General features: G+C 65.4%; 17 protein-coding genes. 6 read left to right on the forward strand and 11 right to left on the reverse strand.

Annotated features, from left to right (window positions below; translation table 11 throughout):
• Positions 1-69 precede the first annotated feature (69 nt).
• On the forward strand, positions 70-807 hold the full coding sequence (locus AC1RUR_RS10845) for an ABC transporter ATP-binding protein (protein ID WP_492843630.1): 738 nt from the start codon (positions 70-72) through the stop codon (positions 805-807).
• Entirely contained in the window at positions 804-2,675 is a 1,872-nt protein-coding gene (locus tag AC1RUR_RS10850) for a bifunctional sugar phosphate isomerase/epimerase/4-hydroxyphenylpyruvate dioxygenase family protein (RefSeq protein WP_492843632.1), read from the forward strand. Before AC1RUR_RS10845 ends, AC1RUR_RS10850 begins: the two co-directional genes overlap by 4 nt.
• A 192-nt stretch (positions 2,676-2,867) precedes the next feature.
• Here the strand turns inward: AC1RUR_RS10850 and AC1RUR_RS10855 are convergent, their stop codons facing one another.
• The gene (locus AC1RUR_RS10855) at positions 2,868-4,040 is read right to left on the reverse strand and encodes an ABC transporter substrate-binding protein (protein ID WP_492843634.1); all 1,173 of its coding nucleotides are present in this window, start codon (positions 4,038-4,040) and stop codon (positions 2,868-2,870) included.
• Between the two features lie 300 nt (positions 4,041-4,340).
• Here AC1RUR_RS10855 and AC1RUR_RS10860 point away from each other — a divergent pair, with 300 nt between their 5' ends.
• Positions 4,341-5,603 carry an NAD(P)/FAD-dependent oxidoreductase gene (locus AC1RUR_RS10860; RefSeq protein ID WP_492843636.1) on the forward strand — a complete coding sequence of 421 codons (1,263 nt, stop codon included), beginning with the start codon at positions 4,341-4,343 and terminating at the stop codon, positions 5,601-5,603.
• A 227-nt stretch (positions 5,604-5,830) separates the two neighbouring features.
• Here AC1RUR_RS10860 and AC1RUR_RS10865 read toward each other — a convergent pair whose 3' ends face one another.
• Positions 5,831-7,042, reverse strand: coding sequence for an ABC transporter substrate-binding protein (locus tag AC1RUR_RS10865; RefSeq protein ID WP_492843638.1), 1,212 nt, complete (start codon positions 7,040-7,042; stop codon positions 5,831-5,833).
• 34 nt (positions 7,043-7,076) lie between these two features.
• The gene (locus AC1RUR_RS10870) at positions 7,077-8,285 is read right to left on the reverse strand and encodes a cytochrome P450 (RefSeq protein WP_492843640.1); all 1,209 of its coding nucleotides are present in this window, start codon (positions 8,283-8,285) and stop codon (positions 7,077-7,079) included.
• 83 nt (positions 8,286-8,368) lie between these two features.
• Between AC1RUR_RS10870 and AC1RUR_RS10875 the strand changes: the two genes are divergently transcribed.
• Complete coding sequence (locus AC1RUR_RS10875; RefSeq protein WP_492843642.1) at positions 8,369-8,875, forward strand: MarR family winged helix-turn-helix transcriptional regulator; 507 nt, start codon at positions 8,369-8,371, stop codon at positions 8,873-8,875.
• A gap of 354 nt (positions 8,876-9,229) precedes the next feature.
• Here the strand turns inward: AC1RUR_RS10875 and AC1RUR_RS10880 are convergent, their stop codons facing one another.
• Complete coding sequence (locus tag AC1RUR_RS10880) at positions 9,230-11,080, reverse strand: feruloyl-CoA synthase (RefSeq protein ID WP_492843644.1); 1,851 nt, start codon at positions 11,078-11,080, stop codon at positions 9,230-9,232.
• 153 nt (positions 11,081-11,233) lie between these two features.
• Between AC1RUR_RS10880 and AC1RUR_RS10885 the strand changes: the two genes are divergently transcribed.
• Together AC1RUR_RS10885 and atzF are read left to right on the forward strand one after the other, a co-directional pair.
• Positions 11,234-11,728 carry a MarR family winged helix-turn-helix transcriptional regulator gene (locus AC1RUR_RS10885; RefSeq protein WP_492843646.1) on the forward strand — a complete coding sequence of 165 codons (495 nt, stop codon included), beginning with the start codon at positions 11,234-11,236 and terminating at the stop codon, positions 11,726-11,728.
• A 206-nt stretch (positions 11,729-11,934) separates the two neighbouring features.
• Positions 11,935-13,743: an allophanate hydrolase gene (gene atzF / locus AC1RUR_RS10890; protein WP_492843648.1), complete on the forward strand. Its 1,809-nt coding sequence runs from the start codon at positions 11,935-11,937 to the stop codon at positions 13,741-13,743.
• A gap of 170 nt (positions 13,744-13,913) precedes the next feature.
• Here atzF and AC1RUR_RS10895 read toward each other — a convergent pair whose 3' ends face one another.
• From AC1RUR_RS10895 to AC1RUR_RS10925, 7 genes are all read right to left on the reverse strand, one after another.
• Complete coding sequence (locus AC1RUR_RS10895; RefSeq protein WP_492843650.1) at positions 13,914-14,636, reverse strand: GntR family transcriptional regulator; 723 nt, start codon at positions 14,634-14,636, stop codon at positions 13,914-13,916.
• Positions 14,637-14,640: 4 nt separating this feature from the next.
• Positions 14,641-15,033: an oxalurate catabolism protein HpxZ gene (gene hpxZ, locus AC1RUR_RS10900; protein ID WP_492843652.1), complete on the reverse strand. Its 393-nt coding sequence runs from the start codon at positions 15,031-15,033 to the stop codon at positions 14,641-14,643.
• A 12-nt stretch (positions 15,034-15,045) separates the two neighbouring features.
• Positions 15,046-16,440 carry an AtzE family amidohydrolase gene (locus AC1RUR_RS10905; RefSeq protein ID WP_492843654.1) on the reverse strand — a complete coding sequence of 465 codons (1,395 nt, stop codon included), beginning with the start codon at positions 16,438-16,440 and terminating at the stop codon, positions 15,046-15,048.
• A 7-nt stretch (positions 16,441-16,447) separates the two neighbouring features.
• On the reverse strand, positions 16,448-16,627 hold the full coding sequence (locus AC1RUR_RS10910) for a DUF4089 domain-containing protein (RefSeq protein ID WP_492843656.1): 180 nt from the start codon (positions 16,625-16,627) through the stop codon (positions 16,448-16,450).
• Positions 16,628-16,653: 26 nt separating this feature from the next.
• Entirely contained in the window at positions 16,654-18,378 is a 1,725-nt protein-coding gene (locus AC1RUR_RS10915; protein ID WP_492843658.1) for a dipeptide ABC transporter ATP-binding protein, read from the reverse strand.
• A gap of 94 nt (positions 18,379-18,472) precedes the next feature.
• Positions 18,473-19,372 (reverse strand): ABC transporter permease, encoded by a 900-nt coding sequence (locus AC1RUR_RS10920; RefSeq protein WP_492843660.1) that lies wholly within the window; start codon positions 19,370-19,372, stop codon positions 18,473-18,475.
• Between the two features lie 10 nt (positions 19,373-19,382).
• Complete coding sequence (locus AC1RUR_RS10925) at positions 19,383-20,396, reverse strand: ABC transporter permease (RefSeq protein ID WP_456619533.1); 1,014 nt, start codon at positions 20,394-20,396, stop codon at positions 19,383-19,385.
• Positions 20,397-20,470 lie beyond the last annotated feature (74 nt).

The following is a 20,470-nucleotide window of genomic DNA, read 5'->3' on the forward strand; positions in this document are numbered from 1 at the left end:
ATTGTTTGAGCATGATCTTATCGGAAAACCGCTGCACACTTTTCCGGATCATGCTGTGGAGAGCGAGCCATGAGCGACCCGATCCTCTCGGTTCACAATCTCGTCGGCGGCTACGGCAAGATGACGATCCTGAACGGCACGACGTTTTCCGTTCCGCAGGCCACCATCACCACCATCATCGGCCCCAACGGCGCCGGCAAATCGACCGTGTTCAAGGCGATCTTCGGCCTGCTCAGGCTGCGCGAGGGCAAGATCAGTTTTGCAGGCCGCGACGTCACGAATTTGAGCCAGCGCGCGCTGCTCAATGCCGGCATCTGCTACGTGCCGCAGGGCCGCAACATCTTCCCCGAGCTGTCCGTGCGCCACAACGTCGAGCTCGGCGGCGTCGCCGCCGGGAAGGGCCTCGACCTGCCCAAGCGGATCGAGGCGGCCCTCGACCTGTTCCCGGCGCTGCGCCGCAAATCGACACAGCAGGCCTCGACGCTCTCGGGCGGCGAGCAGAAGCAGCTCGAGATCGCGCGCTCGCTGCTGCTCGAGCCGAAGCTCGTGCTGATCGACGAGCCCTCGATCGGGCTGTCGCCGCTGATGGTGCAGCAGACCTTCGACATCCTCAAATCCCTGCGCGATCGCGGCGTCACCATCCTGATGATCGAGCAGAACGCCCGCTCGGCACTGGAGATCTCCGATATCGGCATCGTGCTCGAGCTCGGCCAGACCCGCATGGTCGACGACGCCAAGCGCATTTTGAACGATCCCCGCATCGGCCAGCTCTTCCTCGGGGGCGTCATGGAGGAGACAGCCGCATGAACAAGCGCTCGATCGCAACCGTTTCCCTCTCAGGGGCGCTCGACGAAAAACTCCGCGCCATCGCAGCCGCCGGCTTCGACGCGGTCGAGATCTTCGAGAACGATTTGCTGTCGTTCGGCGCAGGTCCGCGCGACATCGGAAAGCTCTGCAAGGACCTCAATCTCGAGATCTGCGCGTTCCAGCCGTTCCGCGATTTCGAGGGCATGCCGGAGCCGCAGCGTGCGCGCAATTTTGCCCGCGCCGAACGGAAATTCGATCTGATGCAGGAGCTCGGCACCGACCTGCTGCTGATCTGCTCCAACGTCTCGCCCAGCTCGCTCGGCGGCATCGACCGCGCCGCGGACGATTTTCGCGAACTCGGCGATCGCGCGGCCAAGCGGGGCGTGCGGGTCGGCTACGAGGCGCTGGCGTGGGGCCGCCACGTCAACGACTACCGCGACGCCTGGGAGATCGTGCGGCGCGCCGATCATCCCGCGATCGGCGTCATCCTCGACAGTTTTCACGCGCTGGCGCCGGGCTTCCCGGTCCGCGCCATGGCCTCGATCCCCGGCGACAAGATCTTTCTGGTGCAGCTTGCCGACGCGCCGAAGCTGGAGCTCGACATCCTGTCGTGGAGCCGGCACTTCCGCTCCTTCCCCGGCCAGGGCGACCTGCCGGTCGTCGAGTTCATGGCGGCGGTCGCGGCGACCAGCTATGCCGGACCGCTGTCGCTGGAGATCTTCAACGACCAGTTCCGCGCCGGCTCGGCCGCGCAGACCGCGGTCGACGGCCTGCGTTCGCTGATCCTGCTGGAGGATCAGCTCGCGCCGGATTGGCCGAAGTTTTCCGGCGAACCGCTGGCGCCCAAGGCCAAAAGCCGCGGCACAGGGTTCATCGAGTTCGCCGTCAACGAGACCAAGGCCGGCGAACTCGCCCGCCTGTTTTCGCAACTCGGTTTTCGCAAGACCGGCAAGCATCGCAGCAAGGCGGTGGAGCGCTGGTCGCAGGGCAAGGTCGAGCTGGTGATCAACTGCGAGACCGACGGCTTTGCGCATTCGCATTACGTGACGCACGGTCCCGGCGTTTGCGCGATCGCGCTCGACGTCGACAATGCCGGCCTCGCCATGCAGCGCGCCGAAACGCTGAAGGCGCGCACCTTCTACCAGCCGGTCGGGCCGGGCGAGCTGGAGATCCCCGCGATCCACGGCGTCGGCGGCAGCCTGCTCTATTTCCTCGATCAGGCCGGCAAGAACTGGGACACCGATTTCGAACCCGTTGCGAGCGATGCCGGCGCAGACGCGCTGCTCGCTGTCGACCACATCGCGCAGTCGATGCCGTATGACGAGATGCTGTCCTGGCTCTTGTTCTACACCGGCATCCTCGACCTCAAACGCCTGCCGCAGATGGAGATCGCCGATCCCAGAGGCCTCGTGCAGAGCACGGCCATCATCAACGGCGACCAGAGCCTGCGTTTCGTGCTCAACGGCTCCTCCGCCAACCGCACCCTGCCGGCGCGTTTCATCTCGGAGTTCTTCGGCTCGGGCGTGCAGCACGTCGCGTTCGCGTGCCAGGACATCTTTGCAGCGGTCGCCGCGATGCGCGCCCGCGGCGCAGACTTTCTGGATATTCCCGACAATTATTACGACGACATCGAGGCCAAATACGACCTCGCGCCCGACCTGATGGCACAGCTGCGCGCCAACCACATCCTCTACGACCGGGAGGGCGACGGCGAGTTCTTCCAGGTCTACACCCACATCTTCGACGAGCGCTTCTTCTTCGAGATCGTCGAGCGACGGAATTATCAGGGATTCGGCGCGGCCAATGCCGGCATCAGGCTCGCGGCGCAGTCACGCGAAGTGCGGCCGGTGAGCATGCCGCGGGTGTGATTACCCTCTCCCCTTGTGGGAGAGGGTGGCTCGCCGCGAAGCGGCGAGACGGGTGAGGGGTATCTCTCCACGAACCCGATGGAAATTACTTCGCGGAGAGATACCCCTCATCCGGCGCTTCGCGCCACCTTCTCCCACAAGGGGAGAAGGTGCAGCTTTGTCTGTGGCTATGATTTGTCTGTGGCTATGACCTCACTTCATCGCGCACTTGTCGTGGAAACGATCCTGGTCATTCTCCACGATGGTGGCGACCGTCTTCAGCGCGAGCTGGCCGTCAGCGTCCTTGACCACGTCCTGGAGATAGAAGCTCTGCACCGGGATGTGGTTGTTGCCGTATTTGAACGCACCGCGCAGCGACTTGAAGTTGGCCTTCTCCATCTCGGCCTTCATCGCGTCCTTCTTGCTGGTGTCGCCCTTCACCGCGACCACGGCGCTGTTGATGAGCTGGGCGGCGTCATAGGCCTGCGCGCCGTAATAGGTCGGGCGCAGATTGGTGTACTTCTTGCGGTAGTCGGCGACGAAGCGCTTGTTCTGTTCATTGGGCAGGTCGTTGACCCATTCCTGCGCACCGGGCACGCCGAGCGCGTTCTCCTTCTGGAGCGGCAGCGACAGCTCGTCGACGGTGAAGGCGGTGTAGAGCGGCATCGTGCTCTTCAGGCCGGCCTGGGCATATTGATTGAGGAACTGCACGCCGGCGGCACCGGGGTAGAACACGAAGATCGACTCGGCGCCGGAGGCGCGGGCCTTGGAGAGCTCGGCGGAGAAGTCGAGCTGGCTCGGCCAGACCGTGTATTCCTCGCCCTTGATCTCACCCTTGAAGGTGTTCTTGAGACCGGCGAGCATGTCCTTGCCGGCCGCGTAGTTCGGCCCGATCAGGAAGACGCTCTTGACGCCCTTCTGGTTCATGTAGACGCCCATGGCCTGCGGCGTCTGGTCGTTCTGCCAGGAGGTCGAGAACACGTAGGGGCTGCAGAGCTCGCCGGCGAGCTGTGACGGGCCGGCATTGGCCGAGATCAGGAAGGTCTGCGAGTCCACCGCGGTCTTCAAGGAAGCCAGCAGCACGTTCGACCAGATGTAGCCGACGATGAAATCGACCTTGTCGGACTGCACCAGTTTTTCGGTCTTCTGCTTGCCGACATCGGGCTTCTGCCCGTCGTCCTCGTAGATCACCTCGACCGGCTTGCCGTCCATCTTGCGGCCGAGATGATCCAGCGCCAGCTCGAACGAGTTGCGCATGTCGTTGCCAATCACGGCGGTCGGGCCGCTGAAGGTCGAGACGAAACCGATCTTGATGGTGTCGCCGGCCACTGCCGGGCTTGCCAGTGCGAGCGCAGCCGCGCCCGCCAGCCAGAATGCTGTCCTCATAACCACTCCCCTCCTCAATTCTCTTTATCCCGGAAACGGGGTGATCGCCGCCCCGGGTCGTCTCTTTAGAGCGCAAAATCCGTCGAGCCGCCAATGGCCTCGGCGCCTGCCCTGCACCATAATTCGCCCCGATCGTGAATGGCAAGAAATATAGTTCTACTCACTTCGGCGAGGGCTGCGGCGCTTTCTCGCGGACCTCGATACACCCAGCCTATTCCCCGATTGATGACGGCTATTGGACCGCGCGCCCCTTTCCGCACTTAAATGAAGCAGAGAAGCAGCGAGAGTCGAGGGCAGATCATGGTCGCAAATCCCCATCGCGTCGTCATCGTCGGAGCCGGCTTCGGCGGGCTGGAGGCGACCTACCGGCTCACAGGCGCCGCGGTCGACATCACGCTGATCGACCGCCGCAACCATCATCTGTTTCAGCCGCTGCTCTACCAGGTCGCGACCGCCTCGCTTGCGACCAGCGAGATCGCCTGGCCGGTCCGCCATCTCATGCGCGACCGGCGCGAGGTGACGACCTTGTTCGCGACCGTGAGCGGCGTCGATGCAGCAAGGCGCTGCGTGCTGATCGACGACGGCAGCGAGGTGCCTTACGACACGCTGGTGCTCGCGACCGGCGCGCGTCACGCCTATTTCGGCCATGACGAATGGGAGCAGTTCGCGCCCGGCCTGAAGACGCTGGAGGATGCGACCACGCTGCGCCGTCACATCCTGGTGGCGTTCGAGCGCGCCGAGCGCGAGACCGATCCGGCAAAACGCGCGGCGCGGATGACCTTCGTCATCGTCGGCGCCGGCCCCACCGGCGTCGAGCTTGCCGGCACCATCGCCGAGATGGCGCATCACACTCTACCCGGCGATTTCCGCAACATCGACACCCACAAGGCGCGCGTGGTGCTGATCGAGGCGGGGCCGCGCGTGCTGGCGGGATTTCCCGACGACCTCTCGGCCTACGCCCAGGCCTCGCTGGAAAGGATCGGCGTCGAGGTCGTGCTCGGACAGGCCGTCACCGAGATCAATCGTGAGGGCGTGGTGTTCGGCGGCAAGCTGCTGGAGGCAAAGACACGAATCTGGGCCGCCGGTGTGCGCGCCTCGCCCGCAGCCGAGTGGCTGGGCGCGCCGGCCGATCGCGCCGGGCGCCTGCAGGTCGAGGCGGACCTCACCATCCCGGGCCATCCCGAGATCTTCGCGATCGGCGACACCGTCAGCATCAACGCCTGGGACGGCAAGCCGGTACCCGGCATCGCACCGGCGGCCAAGCAGCAGGGGAAGCATGTCGCCGAAACCATCAAGGCGCGGCTGCGCGGCGAGAGCAAGGGTGCGTTCCGCTACAAGCACGCCGGCAGCCTCGCGCAGATCGGTAAGCGCCTCGCCGTAATCGACTTCGGCCGCATCAAGCTGCGCGGCACCATCGCATGGTGGATCTGGGGCATCGCCCACATCTACTTCCTGATCGGCCTGCGCCACCGCCTCAGCGTCGCGCTGAGCTGGCTCTGGATCTACGCGCGCGACCAACGGGCGGCGCGGTTGATCACGCAGGGGAGCAGCAAGGTGGTGTAGCCTTTCTTCCTTCTCCCCTTGTGGGAGAAGGTGGCGTAGGCGGCCTTCGGGCCGCCGTTCTTAAGAACGCCGAAGCGTAGCTTCGGCTACGGCGCCGGATGAGGGGTTCTCTCCACGAACTCACTGCGAGAGATTCACTCGCGGAGAGAACCCCTCACCCGGCTTCGCTAAAGCGAAGCCACCCTCTCCCACAAGGGGAGAGGGTGCAGCGGCGCTCGCCGCTCCCCCTACTTCACCAGTTCGCACCCACCCTCCGCCAGCGGGCGAAACGCCTGATCCGCCGGGATCGTCGAGACCAGCTTGTAATAATCGTACGGGTATTTCGACTCCTCCGGCTTCTTCACCTCGAACAGATACATGGGATGCACGACGCGGCCGTCCTGGCGGATGACGGTGTCGCCGAACAGCTTGTCCTTGCCCCTAAACTTCTTCATCTCGGGCACGGCGTCCTTCGCGTTGTCGCTGCCGGTCGCCGCGACGGCGTTGAGGTAGGCGAGCGTGGACGCATAGACGCCGGCCTGGTTGCCGCTCGGCATCTTGCCGTTCATGCCGGGCCGCGCGGCGAAGCGTTTTGCGAAGGCGCGGGTGTCGTCGTTCATGTCCCAATAGAAGGCTTCCATGAGCTGGAGGCCCTGCGCGACCTTGATACCCATGCCGTGGACGTCGTTGATGAAGAGCAGGAACGCCACGAGCTTCTGCCCGCTCTGCTGGATGCCGAACTCGGCGGCCTGCTTCACTGCGTTGATGGTGTCGCCGCCGGCATTGGCCAATCCGATCACCTGCGCCTTCGAGCTTTGCGCCTGCAACAGGAAGGACGCGAAATCGGAAGTGCCGAGCGGATGTTTTGACGAGCCGATCACCTTGCCGCCATGCAACTCGATGTATTTCTGCGCTTCGGCCTCGATTCCCTTGCCCAGCGCAAAGTCCACGGTGAGGAAGTACCAGTCCTTGCCGCCGCGCGAGACCATCGCCGCCGCCGTGGTGTTGCCGGTCGCCCAGGTGTCGTTGACCCACTGGATGGTGTTGGGCGAGCAGGCCTTGCCGGTGAGATCGGAGCTCGCCGTGGACGAGGCCAGGAAGGTCATGCGGCTGTCGCGCAGCAGCGTGTTGATGGAGAGGCCGACCGCCGAATTCGGCACGTCGACGATGGCATCGACGCCTTCGACATCGAGCCATTTGCGCGCAATGGCATTGCCGACATCGGCCTTGTTCTGGTGGTCGGCATAGACGATCTCGACCTTGATGCCCTTAGCCCCGCCGTTGAAATCCTCCGCCGCCATGCGTGCGGCCTCGACCGAGCCCATGCCGTTGGTGTCCTGGAAGATGCCCGAGATGTCGTTAAGCACGCCGACGCGCACGACGTTGTCCGAAATCTCGGCACTTGCCGCGCTGCTCATCAAGCTTGCAGCCAGCGCAAGCGTCCACTTCAAGTTCTTCATTGGTCCCTCCCCTATTATTTGGCGGCCGGTCGCGTCAGGCCGGCGTGATCGTCACCGGCAGGCTGTCGAGCCCGCGCAGCGTGTTGTTGAAGCGGCGCCTCGGCTCACCTGTGATCTCGATCTTCGCAATGCGGCGTGCCAGCGCCAACAGCATCGTCTCGCCTTCGAGCCGCGCCACGAGCTGCCCGACACACATGTGAATGCCGGAGCCATAGCCGACATGGCCGGAGGTGCGGCGCGTGATGTCGTAACTGTCGGGCCTGTCCCACCTGCGCGGATCGCGATTGGCAGCGGCGAGGAACATCAGGACTTTCTCGCCCTCGCCGATGGTCGCGCCTGACAGCTCGACGTCACGCGTCGTGGTGCGGAAGAATGTCTGCACTGGACTCTCGAACCGCACCGCCTCCTCGAAGGCGTTGCGCGCCAGGGTGAGATCGCCGCGCAGGCGCTGCCATTGCTCCGGGAAGCGAGCGAGGCAATAGACCGCGGCGCCGATGCCATTGACCGTGGTGTCGAGGCCCGCAGAGAGCAGCGACCGCACCAGCAGCGGCGCTTCAGTCGCGGTGATCGCACCCTCGTCGACATGCGCATGGATGCAGGCACCGATACCGCCGGGCGTCAGGTTGTCGCGCTGGCACTGCCCGGTCACATAGGCCTGGTGCGGCGACGAGCGCGCGATCGCCTCCTGGCGCAGCTCGTTCGGCGGGCCGAACGCGTTGAACACGACGCTCGCGTAGGGGATGAGATGTTCGCGGCCCTCCGGCTTCAGGCCAAGCGCATCGGGGAAGATCGAGAGCGGATAGGCCTCCGCAAGATCCGTGATCGCGTCAAAGCTGCGCTTGTCGAGCAGCGCGTCGACCCGCTCCTCAGCCGCCGCGGCAAAGCGGTCGCGGAGCCCTTTCATCACCGTCGGCGACAGCACTTTCGAGAGCACGGCGCGGGTACGGGTGTGCGCGGGCGGATCGGCCTCGAGGATCAGGCTCGGTGGCCGCCACGGCGTCTCCTTCTTGAAATCGGAGAGGCCGACGCCGCGGCTCGAGCAGAACGTCGCGGGATCGTTCAGCACGGCGTGGACCTCGGCATAGCGCGCCACGCCATAGACGTTCCACTTGTCGAGATAGACCACCGGGCCCGCCTCTCGCAGCAATTCGTGCGTGGGATAGGGGTCGGCAAAAAAATTCATGTCGAAGGGATCGACGTCGAGACGCGGGACGCCTGATGCGGCGGAGCCGGGTGCGCTCATGGAAGTCCTCCCTCATTTTGATCTTGTGAAAGGGCCGCGCTTGCCCTTAGGTCTTCAGGCACCACGCGAGTCAAAAGCCCGATATGCCGCCGTCTTCGACCAGAGCCCGCCAAAAGCCCGCGCCCGCCGAGACCGGGCCGACGCTCGATCTCGATCGCTACGTCCCGGCCTTCATCACCTTCATCGCCAACAAGCTCTCGAACAGCGCGACCGCGTTCTATCAGCGCGAGTTTGGCGTCAACGTCACGGAATGGCGGATCATGTCGCTGCTGGCGATCGAGCCCGGCATTCCCGCCTCGCGGATCTGCCACGTCATCGGCTTCGACAAGGGGCCGGTGAGCCGGACGCTGGCTGGCCTCGAGAATCGCGGGCTGGTGTCGATCCGCACCGACCCGAATGACGGCCGCACCCATTCGATCGCGCTGACGGCGAGAGGCCGCGCCACCCATGACAAGGTGATCGTCGCGGCATTCGAGCGCGAACGGCGCCTGCTGTCCTGCCTCAGCAAGGACGAGCGCGAGGTGCTGATCGATCTGCTCCGACGACTGCACGACAATCTCGGCGCGGTGACGGACAGCAGCACCGGCTGACGTGGCGAGCGCGCGGCGCGCCATATCATCACATTCAGCCATGCGCTGGCATTCGCCCGCGACACCGTTCCTGCCGAGCATCGTTTCCTCCGAGATTAGGCGCAGCGGTTTCCCCACCGTCATCCTTGTCTGGAACGATTCGCACGAATTAGTTGCTTAAGCAACAAAATAATCGGCAGGATAATGCGGCAGAATGGCTGGCTTATTTTGCGAGCTGCCCGGCCCATCCCCGTCATTGCGAGCGCAGCGAAGCAATCCAGAGTCTTTCCGCGGAGGGGTTCTGGATTGCTTCGCTGCGCTCGCAATGACGACGTGGAGAGAGCGTGAACTCACTCCGCCTTGATCAACGAAGCGCTACAGGCCGATCCACGCACCCGACGCATCATCATGCAACCGCGCCACCGCATCGGCACGGCGCATCAGCACGGCACGCTGGTTGATGTAGCCCTTGTCGGTGATCTCGCCGCCATCGACCGATGGCGGTTCGGCGAGCAGCAGCGCGCGCGTGGCATGGCCGGAGGAGTTGGGACCGTGTTGCTTCAGCTTAGCGAGACCCTGTGCGATCGCAGCCCTGACCTTGTCGTGTGCCAACACATCCCTCACATCGGTCGTCTCCGGCAGACCGGCATGGGCGCGGCAGGTCGCGATGTTTGGAAACACCAGAAAGCGCACCTCGTCGCCACCATGGCCGGCGACGACGATATCCTGCGCGAGCGGCGCCAGCGCGGCAATGCCGGCGAGGCGCAGCGTGCCGACGCTGACCCAGGTGCCGGAATTGAGCTTGAAGTCTTCCGCGACACGGCCGTCGAAGAACAGGCCAAGCTCTGGCCGCGCGCGATCAGCAAGCTTCACGGCATCGCCGATGAGATAAAAACCCTCCTCGTCAAACGCCTGCCTGGTCAGCTCGGGCGCCTTCCAATAACCCGGCGTGACGTTGGGGCCGCGCACGCGCACCTCCAGCTTGTCGCCCGAGGTGACGAGCTTCAGCTCGGTACCGGGAATGGGCACGCCGATATTGCCGGAGCGTTCGGCGAGGAAATGACAGTCGGTCGCGAGCGGCGAGGTTTCGGTCGAGCCCCAGGCCGAGACCATGGGTAATGCACGGCCGACGGTCTGGATCGACAGTTGCTCAAGCGCGTCCCACAGGTTCTGCGGCAGCGCGGCGCCGGCATAGAAGGCGAACTTCACCTCGCTGAAGAAGCGGCGGCGCAACTCCTCGTCGCCGCGCAGCGCCGCGATCAGCATGTCGAAGCCGCGCGGCACGTTGAAATAGACCGTCGGCATCACGCTTCTGAGGTTGGCAAGCGAGGTCGCGAACAGGCCGGGCGCAGGTTTGCCGCCATCGATATAGAGCGAGCCGCCGTTGCGCAGCACCAGGTTGAAATTGTGGTTGGCGCCGAAGGTGTGGCTCCACGGCAGCCAATCGAGGATGACGAGATCGCCACGCCCATGCTCGAGGAAGGTCCAGGTCTGCGCTTTGGCCTGCTGGCTCGATGTCAGCATGCGCTGGGTGTTGATGACGGCCTTGGGCGTGCCGGTCGAGCCTGATGTGAACAGGAATTTTGCGATTGTCTCCGGCGTCACCGCGGCGAAGGCCTTTGCGACGTCGGCAGTTTCGGGCGTTGCCGCGACGGCGCGAAAGGCGAGCGCGTCGGCCTCATCGCCGTTGCCGCTGATGATCTGCGCCTCGTGCAGCGGCTTGATCGCGGCCAACGCCGCCGCGAATGGCTTGGTCGCGGACACGTAGATCGCGCCCGGCTCCAGCAGCGCGATCATGCTTTTGAGCTTGTCGAAATCCCCGGACATCAGCGAATAGGCCGGCGAGATCGCGGCGGAGGGCACGCCGACATACTGCGCGGCAAGCGCGAGCAGCGCATGATCGATGCTGTTGTCGGAGAGGATCACCAGCGGCCGCTCGGCGCTGAGGCCTTGCGCCAGGATCCACGAGGCCGCCCCACGCACCTGCCGCAGCGCCTGCGCATAGGTGACGGTGGTCCATGGACCTTCGACATCGGCGCGCTCGGCAAGGAAGGTCGCATCGGGCGTCTGCCGCGCCCATTGCTCCAGCCAGTCGCCGATGCAGCGCGCACCCTCGCGCAACGGCTCGGGCGAGCGCAACACGATGCTGCCGTCGGCGCGATGCTCGGCGATCGTCTTCGGCACTGCGAACAGACTTGACGCGTCACCGCGTGGAGCGGCTGTCATGTGTTTCCTCCTCGCCCGGAAGCCGGGATCGGCCGCAGCCTCGTTCCGGGCTGCTTTGGCCATAATGTTGGGCATGACAATTGTTGTCGTCAACAACAATCTTTCGCACGGCCGCCCGAGGCGCTACAAGGAATGCATGGCAGGAGACACGATGTGACAGCCAGCACAGCCCAGGCTTCCCCACGCAAACGCGCCGGCGACGGCATCGCGCGGCGGAACGACGCCGACGAGATCGGCCTCGACGCCCTGGTGGGGCACGCGGGCTATGCCGTGCGGCGCTTCCAGATCTGGATCTTTCAGGACTTCATCAAGACGCTCGGCGACGTCGACATCCGGCCGACGCAATATTCGGTGCTGACGGTGATCGGCGCCAATCCCGGGCTGTCGCAGATGGCGGTGGCCAAGCGCCTCGGCATCGAGCGCGCCCGGCTGGTGCACCTGCTTGACAGCCTGGAGCAGCGCAAGCTGGTGAAGCGGATCAAGTCGAAGACGGACCGGCGCTCCCACGCCCTGCACCTCTCCGCGCAGGGCGAGACGGCGCTGGCGAAGTTCAAGCGGCTGGCCGCCGAGCACGAGCGGCATGTCGAAGCGAAGATCGGCAAGGAGAACCGGGAGCGGCTGCTCCGGATCCTCGCCGACTTCACCTGATCCCTCTTGCTCACGAATTAGGCAGATGCTCATAACAGGGCGCTGGCCGGACGCCCCTCTCGCTCGCTGAAATATCCCCCAACCCACTGATAGCTCGATAATATCCGGAGCATCCGCCCTGCCCGGATTCTGTACACAATGGCACATCGCTTGCTTCAATCCGGGTGAGGACATGTTGCCGGAGTTTTGTCGCCATGAGGGCTGAAATGGGGGCTGAGCAGCCTGAGACGATCGCCGCGATTGTGGCCGCGCATCGCGCGGGCACGCTCACGCCGGCACAGACGATCGCGCGCACCTATCAGCGCATCCGCGACCACAACGATTCCGCCGTCTTCATCAGCCTGCGCGACGAGAAGGACGCGATCGCCGAAGCCGAAAAGCTCGCCGCGCGCGCCGATGCCGCCAGCTTGCCGCTCTACGGCGTGCCGGTCGCGGTGAAGGACAATATCGACGCGCTCGGTTTTCCGACCACAGCGGCCTGCCCGGCTTTCTCCTATACGCCGACGCATGATTCGACCGCGGTGGAGCGGCTGCGCGCGGCCGGCGCCATCATCATCGGCAAGACCAATCTCGACCAGTTCGCCACCGGCCTCGTCGGCGTGCGCTCGCCCTACGGCATTCCCAGGAATTCGATCCGCGAGGACCTGATTCCCGGCGGGTCGAGCTCGGGATCGGCGACCGCCGTCGGCGCCGGGCTGGTGCCGCTGTCGCTCGGCACCGACACGGCCGGCAGCGGCCGCGTGCCGGCGATGCTCAACAACATCGTCGGACTGAAGCCGAGCCTCGGCATGATCTCGACGGCTGGCCTCGTGCCGGCCTGCCGCACGCTCGACTGCATCTCGGTATTCGCCTTGACGGTCGACGATGCCGCGCTTGCGCTGTCGGTGATGGCGGGCCCGGACCAGGCCGATCCGTTCTCGCGCGACCGGCCGCTCGGCGCGATCACGTCGTTCCCCGCAAAGCTGCGCCTCGGCGTGCCGCGCAACGGACAGCTGATCTTCTTCGGCGACAAGAAATCGGAAGCCGCCTATGGCGAGGCGCTGAAGCGCTGGACCGCACTCGGCGCTGATCTGGTCGAGTTCGACCTCGAGCCGTTCTACGAGACGGCGCGGCTGCTCTATGAAGGTCCCTGGGTCGCCGAGCGCTACCTCGTGATCAAGAATCTGCTGGCATCCGCACCCGACTCGATCCATCCGGTGACGCGCGAGATCACCGCAGCCGGCGCGCGGCTCACGGCGGCCGACACCTTCTCCGCGCTCTATCGCCTGCAGGGCCTGCGCAAGATCGCCGAGCGCACCTTTGCCAATATCGACGCGCTGGTGCTGCCGACGGCACCGACGGCCTATACGACCGCGCAGGTGCTGGCCAATCCGATCGAGCTCAACAGCCGGCTCGGCACCTACACCAATTTTGTGAACCTGCTCGACCTCTGCGGCCTTGCGGTGCCGGCATCGATGCGCACCGACGGCATTCCGTTCGGCATCACGCTGCTCGCACCGGCCGGACGTGATGCGCTGCTTGCCAGCATCGGGCGGGCCTTCCATGCGGATACGAAACTGACCGTTGGTGCAAAGGGTGTGGCGCACCCCGCGCTCACGCCGCTTGCCGCAAACAGCATCGACGAGATTCCGATCGCGGTGGTCGGCGCGCATCTGTCCGGCATGGCGCTGAACGGCGAGTTGAAGGCGCTGAGCGGAAAGCTGATCGAGACGACCAGGACGGCGGCGGACTACAAGCTCTATGCGCTTCCGACCACGCCGGCAAAGCCCGGCATGCTGCGCGTCGAGGCCGGCAAGGGTTCTGCGATTGAACTCGAGATCTGGTCGCTATCGTCGTCCGCGTTCGGCAAGTTCGTCAATGCGATTCCGGCACCGATGGCGATCGGTACGGTCAGGCTCGCCGATGGCCGCAGCGTGAAGGGCTTTCTCGTCGAACCCGAGGTGCTGGGCGAGGCGCGTGACATCACGGCGTATGGCGGTTGGCGGAAGTTTATGGCGGAAGCTGCGACGGCGTAGGGCACTGCGAGCCCAACAAACGCAGTCGTCCCGGCGAAGGCCGGGACCCATAGCCACGGGATTGGGTTTGACGAAGACTCGGAGTTACCAGCTTCGCGCTGCAACCACGCCCTGGGGTTATGGGTCCCGGCCTTCGCCGGGACGACACGGAGTTTGTCGAACCGCCGTCACTACACCGACACCGCGTAGATCTCGTACTCCCCGCGCACCAGCTCGATATGCGCACGCATGGCGGCGGCGGCGCCCTGCTTGTCGCCGCGCATGATGGCGACGACGACGCGGTCGTGTTCGGCTTGCGATTTGGCGAGACGGCCGAGGTTGCGGAACTGGGCGCGGCGGAACGGCTGCACGCGCACGCGCGTCGCCAGCGTGATCTCGGCGATGTAGCCGTTCTGCGAGCCCGCATAGATCGTGTTGTGGAAGCGCTCGTTGACCTCGTGGAAGCGATCGGGATTGCCGGCGTAGCTCAGCACACGCAGCTCTTCGTGGACGGCCTCCAAACCATGGCGCTCGGCGGCGGACATGCGCTCCGCGGCAAGGCCGGCGCACAGCGCCTCGAGCTCGGCCATCGCCTCGAACATGCTTGTCAGCCGCTCGATCGACGGCTGCGCCACCACCGCGCCGCGATGCGGCCGCGCCTCGACGAGGCCGCTCGCCACCAGCTGGCGCAGCGCCTCGCGCACCGGCGTGCGCGACACGCTGAAGCGGCGCGCGATGTCGGTCTCGTCCAGCGCCGCGCCGGGGGCCAGGGCGCCGCGCACGATCTCGTCGGCAAGCTGGAGGCGCAATTCCTCGGCGCGCGTGACCTTGTGCACGCTGGGTTGCGCCCGGTCGACGCGCGGCACCACCGGCTCGGCCGGCAATGTTCCGGGCGGAAGATCGTCAAGCGTCATACGGTCAGGTCTCTTTCGACTCGTCGATGATGCTGACATGGGCCGCGACGACGCGCCAGCCCTCCGGGAAACGAATCCAGGTCTGCATCTGCCGGCCGACCTTGCCGGGAGCCGTGTCGCGATAGAACAAGGTGGACGCCACGGCCGTGTCGCGGCCATAGCTGCTGATGACGGTTTTCGCGGTGCGGCGGTTCAGGCCGACCGGCGAGCGGCCGGCGCGGAAGCCGGAAATCGCCTCATAGCCGTAGAGGTTTTCGCCGATGCCGTAGCGCAGCGTGCGCGGATCGTTGCGGAACAGCTCGCCCAGCACGGCGACGTCGTTGCTGATCAGTGCTTGCTCGTAACGATCGAACGCGGCTTTGACGTCCGCGATCACCTCGGGGAGATCGATCTCCATTTCAAATTCCTCTCAAAGCCCCCTTGGCGACGGCGCGGATACCACGCCCATCTTCTCCAATGCGTATGCGACGCGCAGCGCGATGTCCTCACGCCAGGGCGCGGCGATGATCTGCACGCCGATCGGCAGCGGTTCGAGCGGAACCGGAACCGCGACCACCGGCAGGCCGATGAACGAAATCGGCTGGGTGTGGATGCCGATATTGGCGCGCACCGGCAATTCGACGCCGTCGAGATTGAAATTGACCTGGCCGAGTTTTGGCGCGGTACAGGGCGTGGCGGGCGCAATCAGCACATCGACCGACTTGAAGATCCCGGCAAGCTGCGCGCGATACCAGCGGCGGAATTTTTGCGCGCGGTCGACCAAGGGCGCGGGCACCATGGCGCCTGCGATCAGACGATCACGCACGGCAGGGTCAAAGTCGTTCGGGCGCTTGCGCAGGCGATCGAGATGCAGCGAGGCGCCTTCAGTGGTGGAGATGACATACGCCGCGGCGCGGGCGCGCGCGGCTTCGGGCACATCGACGGTTTGCGTCGCGCCCAGTGCCTTGGCGACGCGGCTGACGGCTTCGACGGCTTCCGGAAACACGTTCTTCTGGAAGTAGCCGCCGGCGATCGCGATGCGCAGGTCCGAAACCGGATTGGCGAGCAGCGGCACCGTCGGCTCCAAGCCACGCGTGGTGCAGGCAGCATCGTCGGCATCGGGGCCCTGCATCGCATCGTAGGCGAGCGCGAGATCGGTGACGGAGCACGCGAACGGGCCGAGATGATCGAAGCTCGCCACGAACGGAAACGAGCGCGCCCGCGACAGCCGGCCATAGGTCGGCTTCAAGCCAAAGATGCCGCAGAACGACGACGGCACGCGGATCGAACCATTGGTGTCCGAGCCCAGCGCAATCGGCACCAGCGCGCCGCCGACGGCGCTTCCCGAACCGCCGGAGGAGCCGCCGCTCATCCGCGTGGTGTCATGCGGATTGCGCGAGGGGCCGTCATGAACGTTCTCGCCGGTGAAGTCGTAGGCGTATTCGCCCATGTTGAGCGCGCCGACGAGAACCGCGCCGGCGGCTTCCATCCGCTCGATCAGCGTCGCGTCGCGCCCGGCGGGCGCGAGGTCGCGGTTGATCTTCGAGCCGGCGCGCGTCGAAAGCCCCGCGACGTCGAACAGGTTCTTCACGGCGAAAGGCACGCCGGCAAGCGGGCCGACCGTCTTGCCGGCCGCGATGTCGGCATCGATCGCGCGCGCCTTGGCGCGGGCGCGCTCGGCGGTGACGTCGGTGAAGGCGTTGAGGACGCCGTCGTGCTGCTTGATGCGCGCGAGTGCGGCCTCGGTGGCATCGAGCGCGGACAATTTTCCGCCGGCCACCGCTTTCGCGATGTCGGCAGCACTCATCTCTGGCCTGGTGGTCATGGCGGCGTCAGACGGTGAAAACAGGCGCCGGCTCGGTCTCGTCCGGCAGCGCGAATTCGTCGACCAGGCGGGCGAGCCGCAACGACACTTCGAGGTTGGCGCGAACCGCCGGCCTCCAGGCCTCCTCGACCGGCAGCGCCAGCGCTTTCGATACGGCGTCGATATAGTCGTCCAGCGGCTCGGCCATCACGCTCCCGAACAATCAGTGCACTCTCAGTGTACCTGCAACGGCGGATGCGGGATCGCCGTCAGCAGCTCCTTGGTGTAGTCGTCCTGCGGATCGCTCAAAACCTTCTCGGAAGAGCCTTCCTCGACGATTCGACCCGTCCGCATGACAATGACACGATCGCACAACAAGCGCACTACGTTCAAATCATGCGAGACGAACAGATAGCTCATACCTAGCCGCGCCTTGAGGTCCTGGAGCAGGTTCAGGACCACGGCCTGGACCGAGACGTCCAGCGCGGCCGTCGGCTCGTCCAGGATGACGAGCTTTGGGTGCAGGGCAATCGCACGGGCGATGCCGACGCGGGCTTTCTGGCCGCCGGACAATTGGTGCGGAAACCGATCCAGCAGATTGTGCGGCAGGCCGACCATGGTCGCCAGCTCCTCGCAGCGGGCGCGGAGCGCGTCACGGCCCTTGACGTCGCCGAGCTGCATGATCGGGTCGGCGATGGCGCGCACAGCGGTGAAGCGCGGGTTGAGGCTGTCGGTCGGGTCCTGGAACACCATCTGGATGCGGCTGCGCTGCGGCAGCCGGGCAAACGAGGCAGGCGCCATGGCGCCGATGTCCTCGCCGTCGAACTGGATCAGGCCGGAGGTCTGGTCCAATAGCCGCATCACCATCATCGAGGTGGTCGATTTGCCGCAGCCGGATTCACCGACCAGACCGACGCTCTCGCCATGGCCGATCGAGAAGCTGATGCCGTCGACGGCGCGGAACACATCGGGCTCCGGCGCAGGCTTGCGGCCGAACAGTTTTCCGAGCACGGCGGTGGCGCCCTGGCGGGGATATTCCTTGACGAGCTTTTCGATGAGGAGAAGGGGCTTTTGGTCGGCTGCGGCGGTCGGAGCGGATTCCACGGACGCTACGCTCGCGGCGGCAGCGCCCTCCTCCTCCGGCAGCAGGTCCCGCAACGACACGCCAAGCCGCGGCGTCGCGCGCATCAGCTTCTTGGTGTAGGGGTGCTGCGGGCTCGCGAAGATGTCGGCGGCCTTGGCGGTCTCGACCACCCGGCCCTTCTCCATCACCACGACGCGGTCGCAATAGGCGGCGGCCAAACCGAGATCATGCGTGATCAGGATGGTCGACATCGCCTTGCGCTTGGTCAGCTCGACGATCAGATCCATCACCGCCTTCTGGGTGGTGACGTCGAGGCCGGTGGTCGGCTCGTCCGCGATCAGCAATTGCGGATTGCAGGCGAGCGCGAGTGCGATGACGACGCGCTGGCACATGCCGCCTGACAGCTCGAACGGATAGGCATGATAGCGCTCGCGCGGGCGGGCGATCTTGACCTGCTCCAGCGCCTCGATTGCCTTCTCTCCGTGGTCCGAAACCGTCGCCTGCTGCACATGGGTGCGCAGCACGTCCTCGATCTGGTCGCCCACCTTGCGGATCGGATTGAGCGCGGCGCGCGGGTTCTGGAAGATCATCGAGACTTCGCGGCCGCGCAGATCGCGCATCTGGTCTTCGGTCGCGGCCTTGACGTCGATGCCGGAGAACATCACCGAGCCCTCGGCGATCCGCCCGGCGCGGTCGAGAATGCGCATCACCGCGTAGGACGTCACCGACTTGCCCGAGCCGGACTCGCCGACGATGGCGAGCGTCTCGCCCTTGGCGACGGAGATGTTGACGTGCTGGACGGCTTTGACGATGCCGCGGCGGGTGGTGAATTCGACGGTGAGATCCTGGACGTCGAGCAGGGGCTGGGCGGTCATGCGGGCCTCGCGTCACTCAGAAGATCGAAAACAACCCCATGCACAGTAGAAGCAGCATTGAAATCATTGGAGAATTCTTGTTTGACCTTTGCCATCACGTCCTCCGCTGGGGGTCGACGATGTCGCGCAGGCCGTCGCCGAGAAGGTTGAAGCAGAACACGGCGATCATCAGCGCGAGGCCCGGGAATAGCGCGATCCACCATTCCCCTGAGACCATGAAGCCCGCGCCTTCGGCGACCATGATGCCCCATTCGGCGGTCGGCGGGCGGACGCCGAGGCCGATGAAGGACAGGCCGGCGGCGTTGAGGATGGCATAGCCCATCGTCAGCGACATCTGCACGATCATGATCGGCATGATGTTCGGGAGAATGTGCACCAGAAGAATGCGGAATTCGCCGTTGCCGGACAGGCGCGCGGCCTGCACGAAGCCGGCATTGCGACGGACATTGGCCTCGGCGCGCGCGACGCGGGCGTAGAGCGGGAAGTTGACGATGGCGGTCGCCAGAATGATGTTCTGCACGGTGTTGCCGAGCGCAGCCACGATGCCCATGGCCAGCACGAACAGCGGGAAGGCCATGATGGTGTCGGCGATGCGGCCGACGATGCGGTCGGTCCAGCCGCCGAAATAACCGGCGGCGATGCCGGCGAGCCCACCCATCAGGAACACCAGCACGACGGAGGCGACCGCGATGAAGGTATCCAGACGCGTGGCCACGACGACGCGGCTGAAGATGTCGCGGCCCAATTGGTCCGTGCCGAACCAGTGCGCGGCCGAAGGCGGCTTCAATGACGCGGCGGTGTCGGAGGCCAGCGGATCGTACGGGACGACATAGGGCCCGAAGATCGCGGCAAGGAGAATGACGATCAGCAGGGCGAAGGAAAAGCCCGTGACCTTGTTCTCGCCCAGGACGTAGCGGGTCTGTTCGAGGATCGCGACGAGTCCCGAGGTTCGCGCGGGACCGGCGGGTTCAACAGCAGGCGCAACAGAGCTCATAGCCTCACCCCTACCCTTCCAACCGTACGCGTGGATCGATCACGCCATAGAGAATGTCGATCACGAGATTGAGCAGCACGTACATGACCGCCATGGTCAGCACGAAACCCTGTACCGGCGCGAAGTCCGACGAGATCAGCGCTTCCACCGCGTAGGAGCCGATGCCGGGCCAGGCGAACACTTTTTCCACCAGCACATTGGCGCCCAGCAGGAACGAGAACACCATGCTGAGCGTGGTGATCACGGGCAGCATCGCGTTGCGAAAGGCGTAGGTGACGATGACGGTTGCCGGCGACAGGCCGCTGGCGCGCGCGGTGCGCACGAACTCCGACGACAGCACCGCCAGCATCGAGGCGCGCGTCATGCGCGCGATCGGCGCCAGCGAGAAGATCGCTAGCGTCGTCGCCGGCAAAATGAGCTGGCTCAGCGCCGAGCGGAACGCCTCGAAGTCGCGCGCGATCAAGGTGTCGATCAGATAGAAGCCGGTCACCGTCGGCGGCGCGCTGTAGAACACGTCGAGCCGGCCGAGCGGCGCCGGCGACCAGCCGAGTCGGAAATAGAAGACGTAGACCAGCACGAGGCCGGTGAAGAACACCGGCAGCGAGACGCCGGCTGTCGTCGTGACCCGGCATAAGTGGTCAACCCATGACCCCGGCCGTGTTGCCGCCAGCACGCCGAGCGGAATGGCGATCACGATCGAGACGATGAGGCCGAGTAGTGTCAGCTCGGCCGATGCCGGCAGGCGGTTGCGGATTTCGGCGGCGACCGGCTGGCCCGTGGTGAGCGAGTTGCCGAAATCGCCATGGGCGAGGTCGTTGGTGTAGCGGAAGAACTGCTCGATCAGCGGCCTGTCGAGGCCCAGTTTTTTCCGGATCTGCTCGACGGCTTCCTTGGTCGCCGCGGGGCCGGCGAAGTACGCGGCCGGGTCACCCGGCAGCGCGCGCGTCAGCAGGAAGGTAACGATGACGACGCCGATCAGCGAGGGAATCGCGAACATCAGGCGCTTGCCGATCATGGTCAGCATGGGGCGCTCCTCGTGCGCGTTGAATGTATCCGAGGTGGTGCCGCGCACTCTACTGCGCCCCCTCTCCCCTTGTG

This window comes from Bradyrhizobium sp. GW821-FHT12B03 (genome assembly GCF_058807535.1).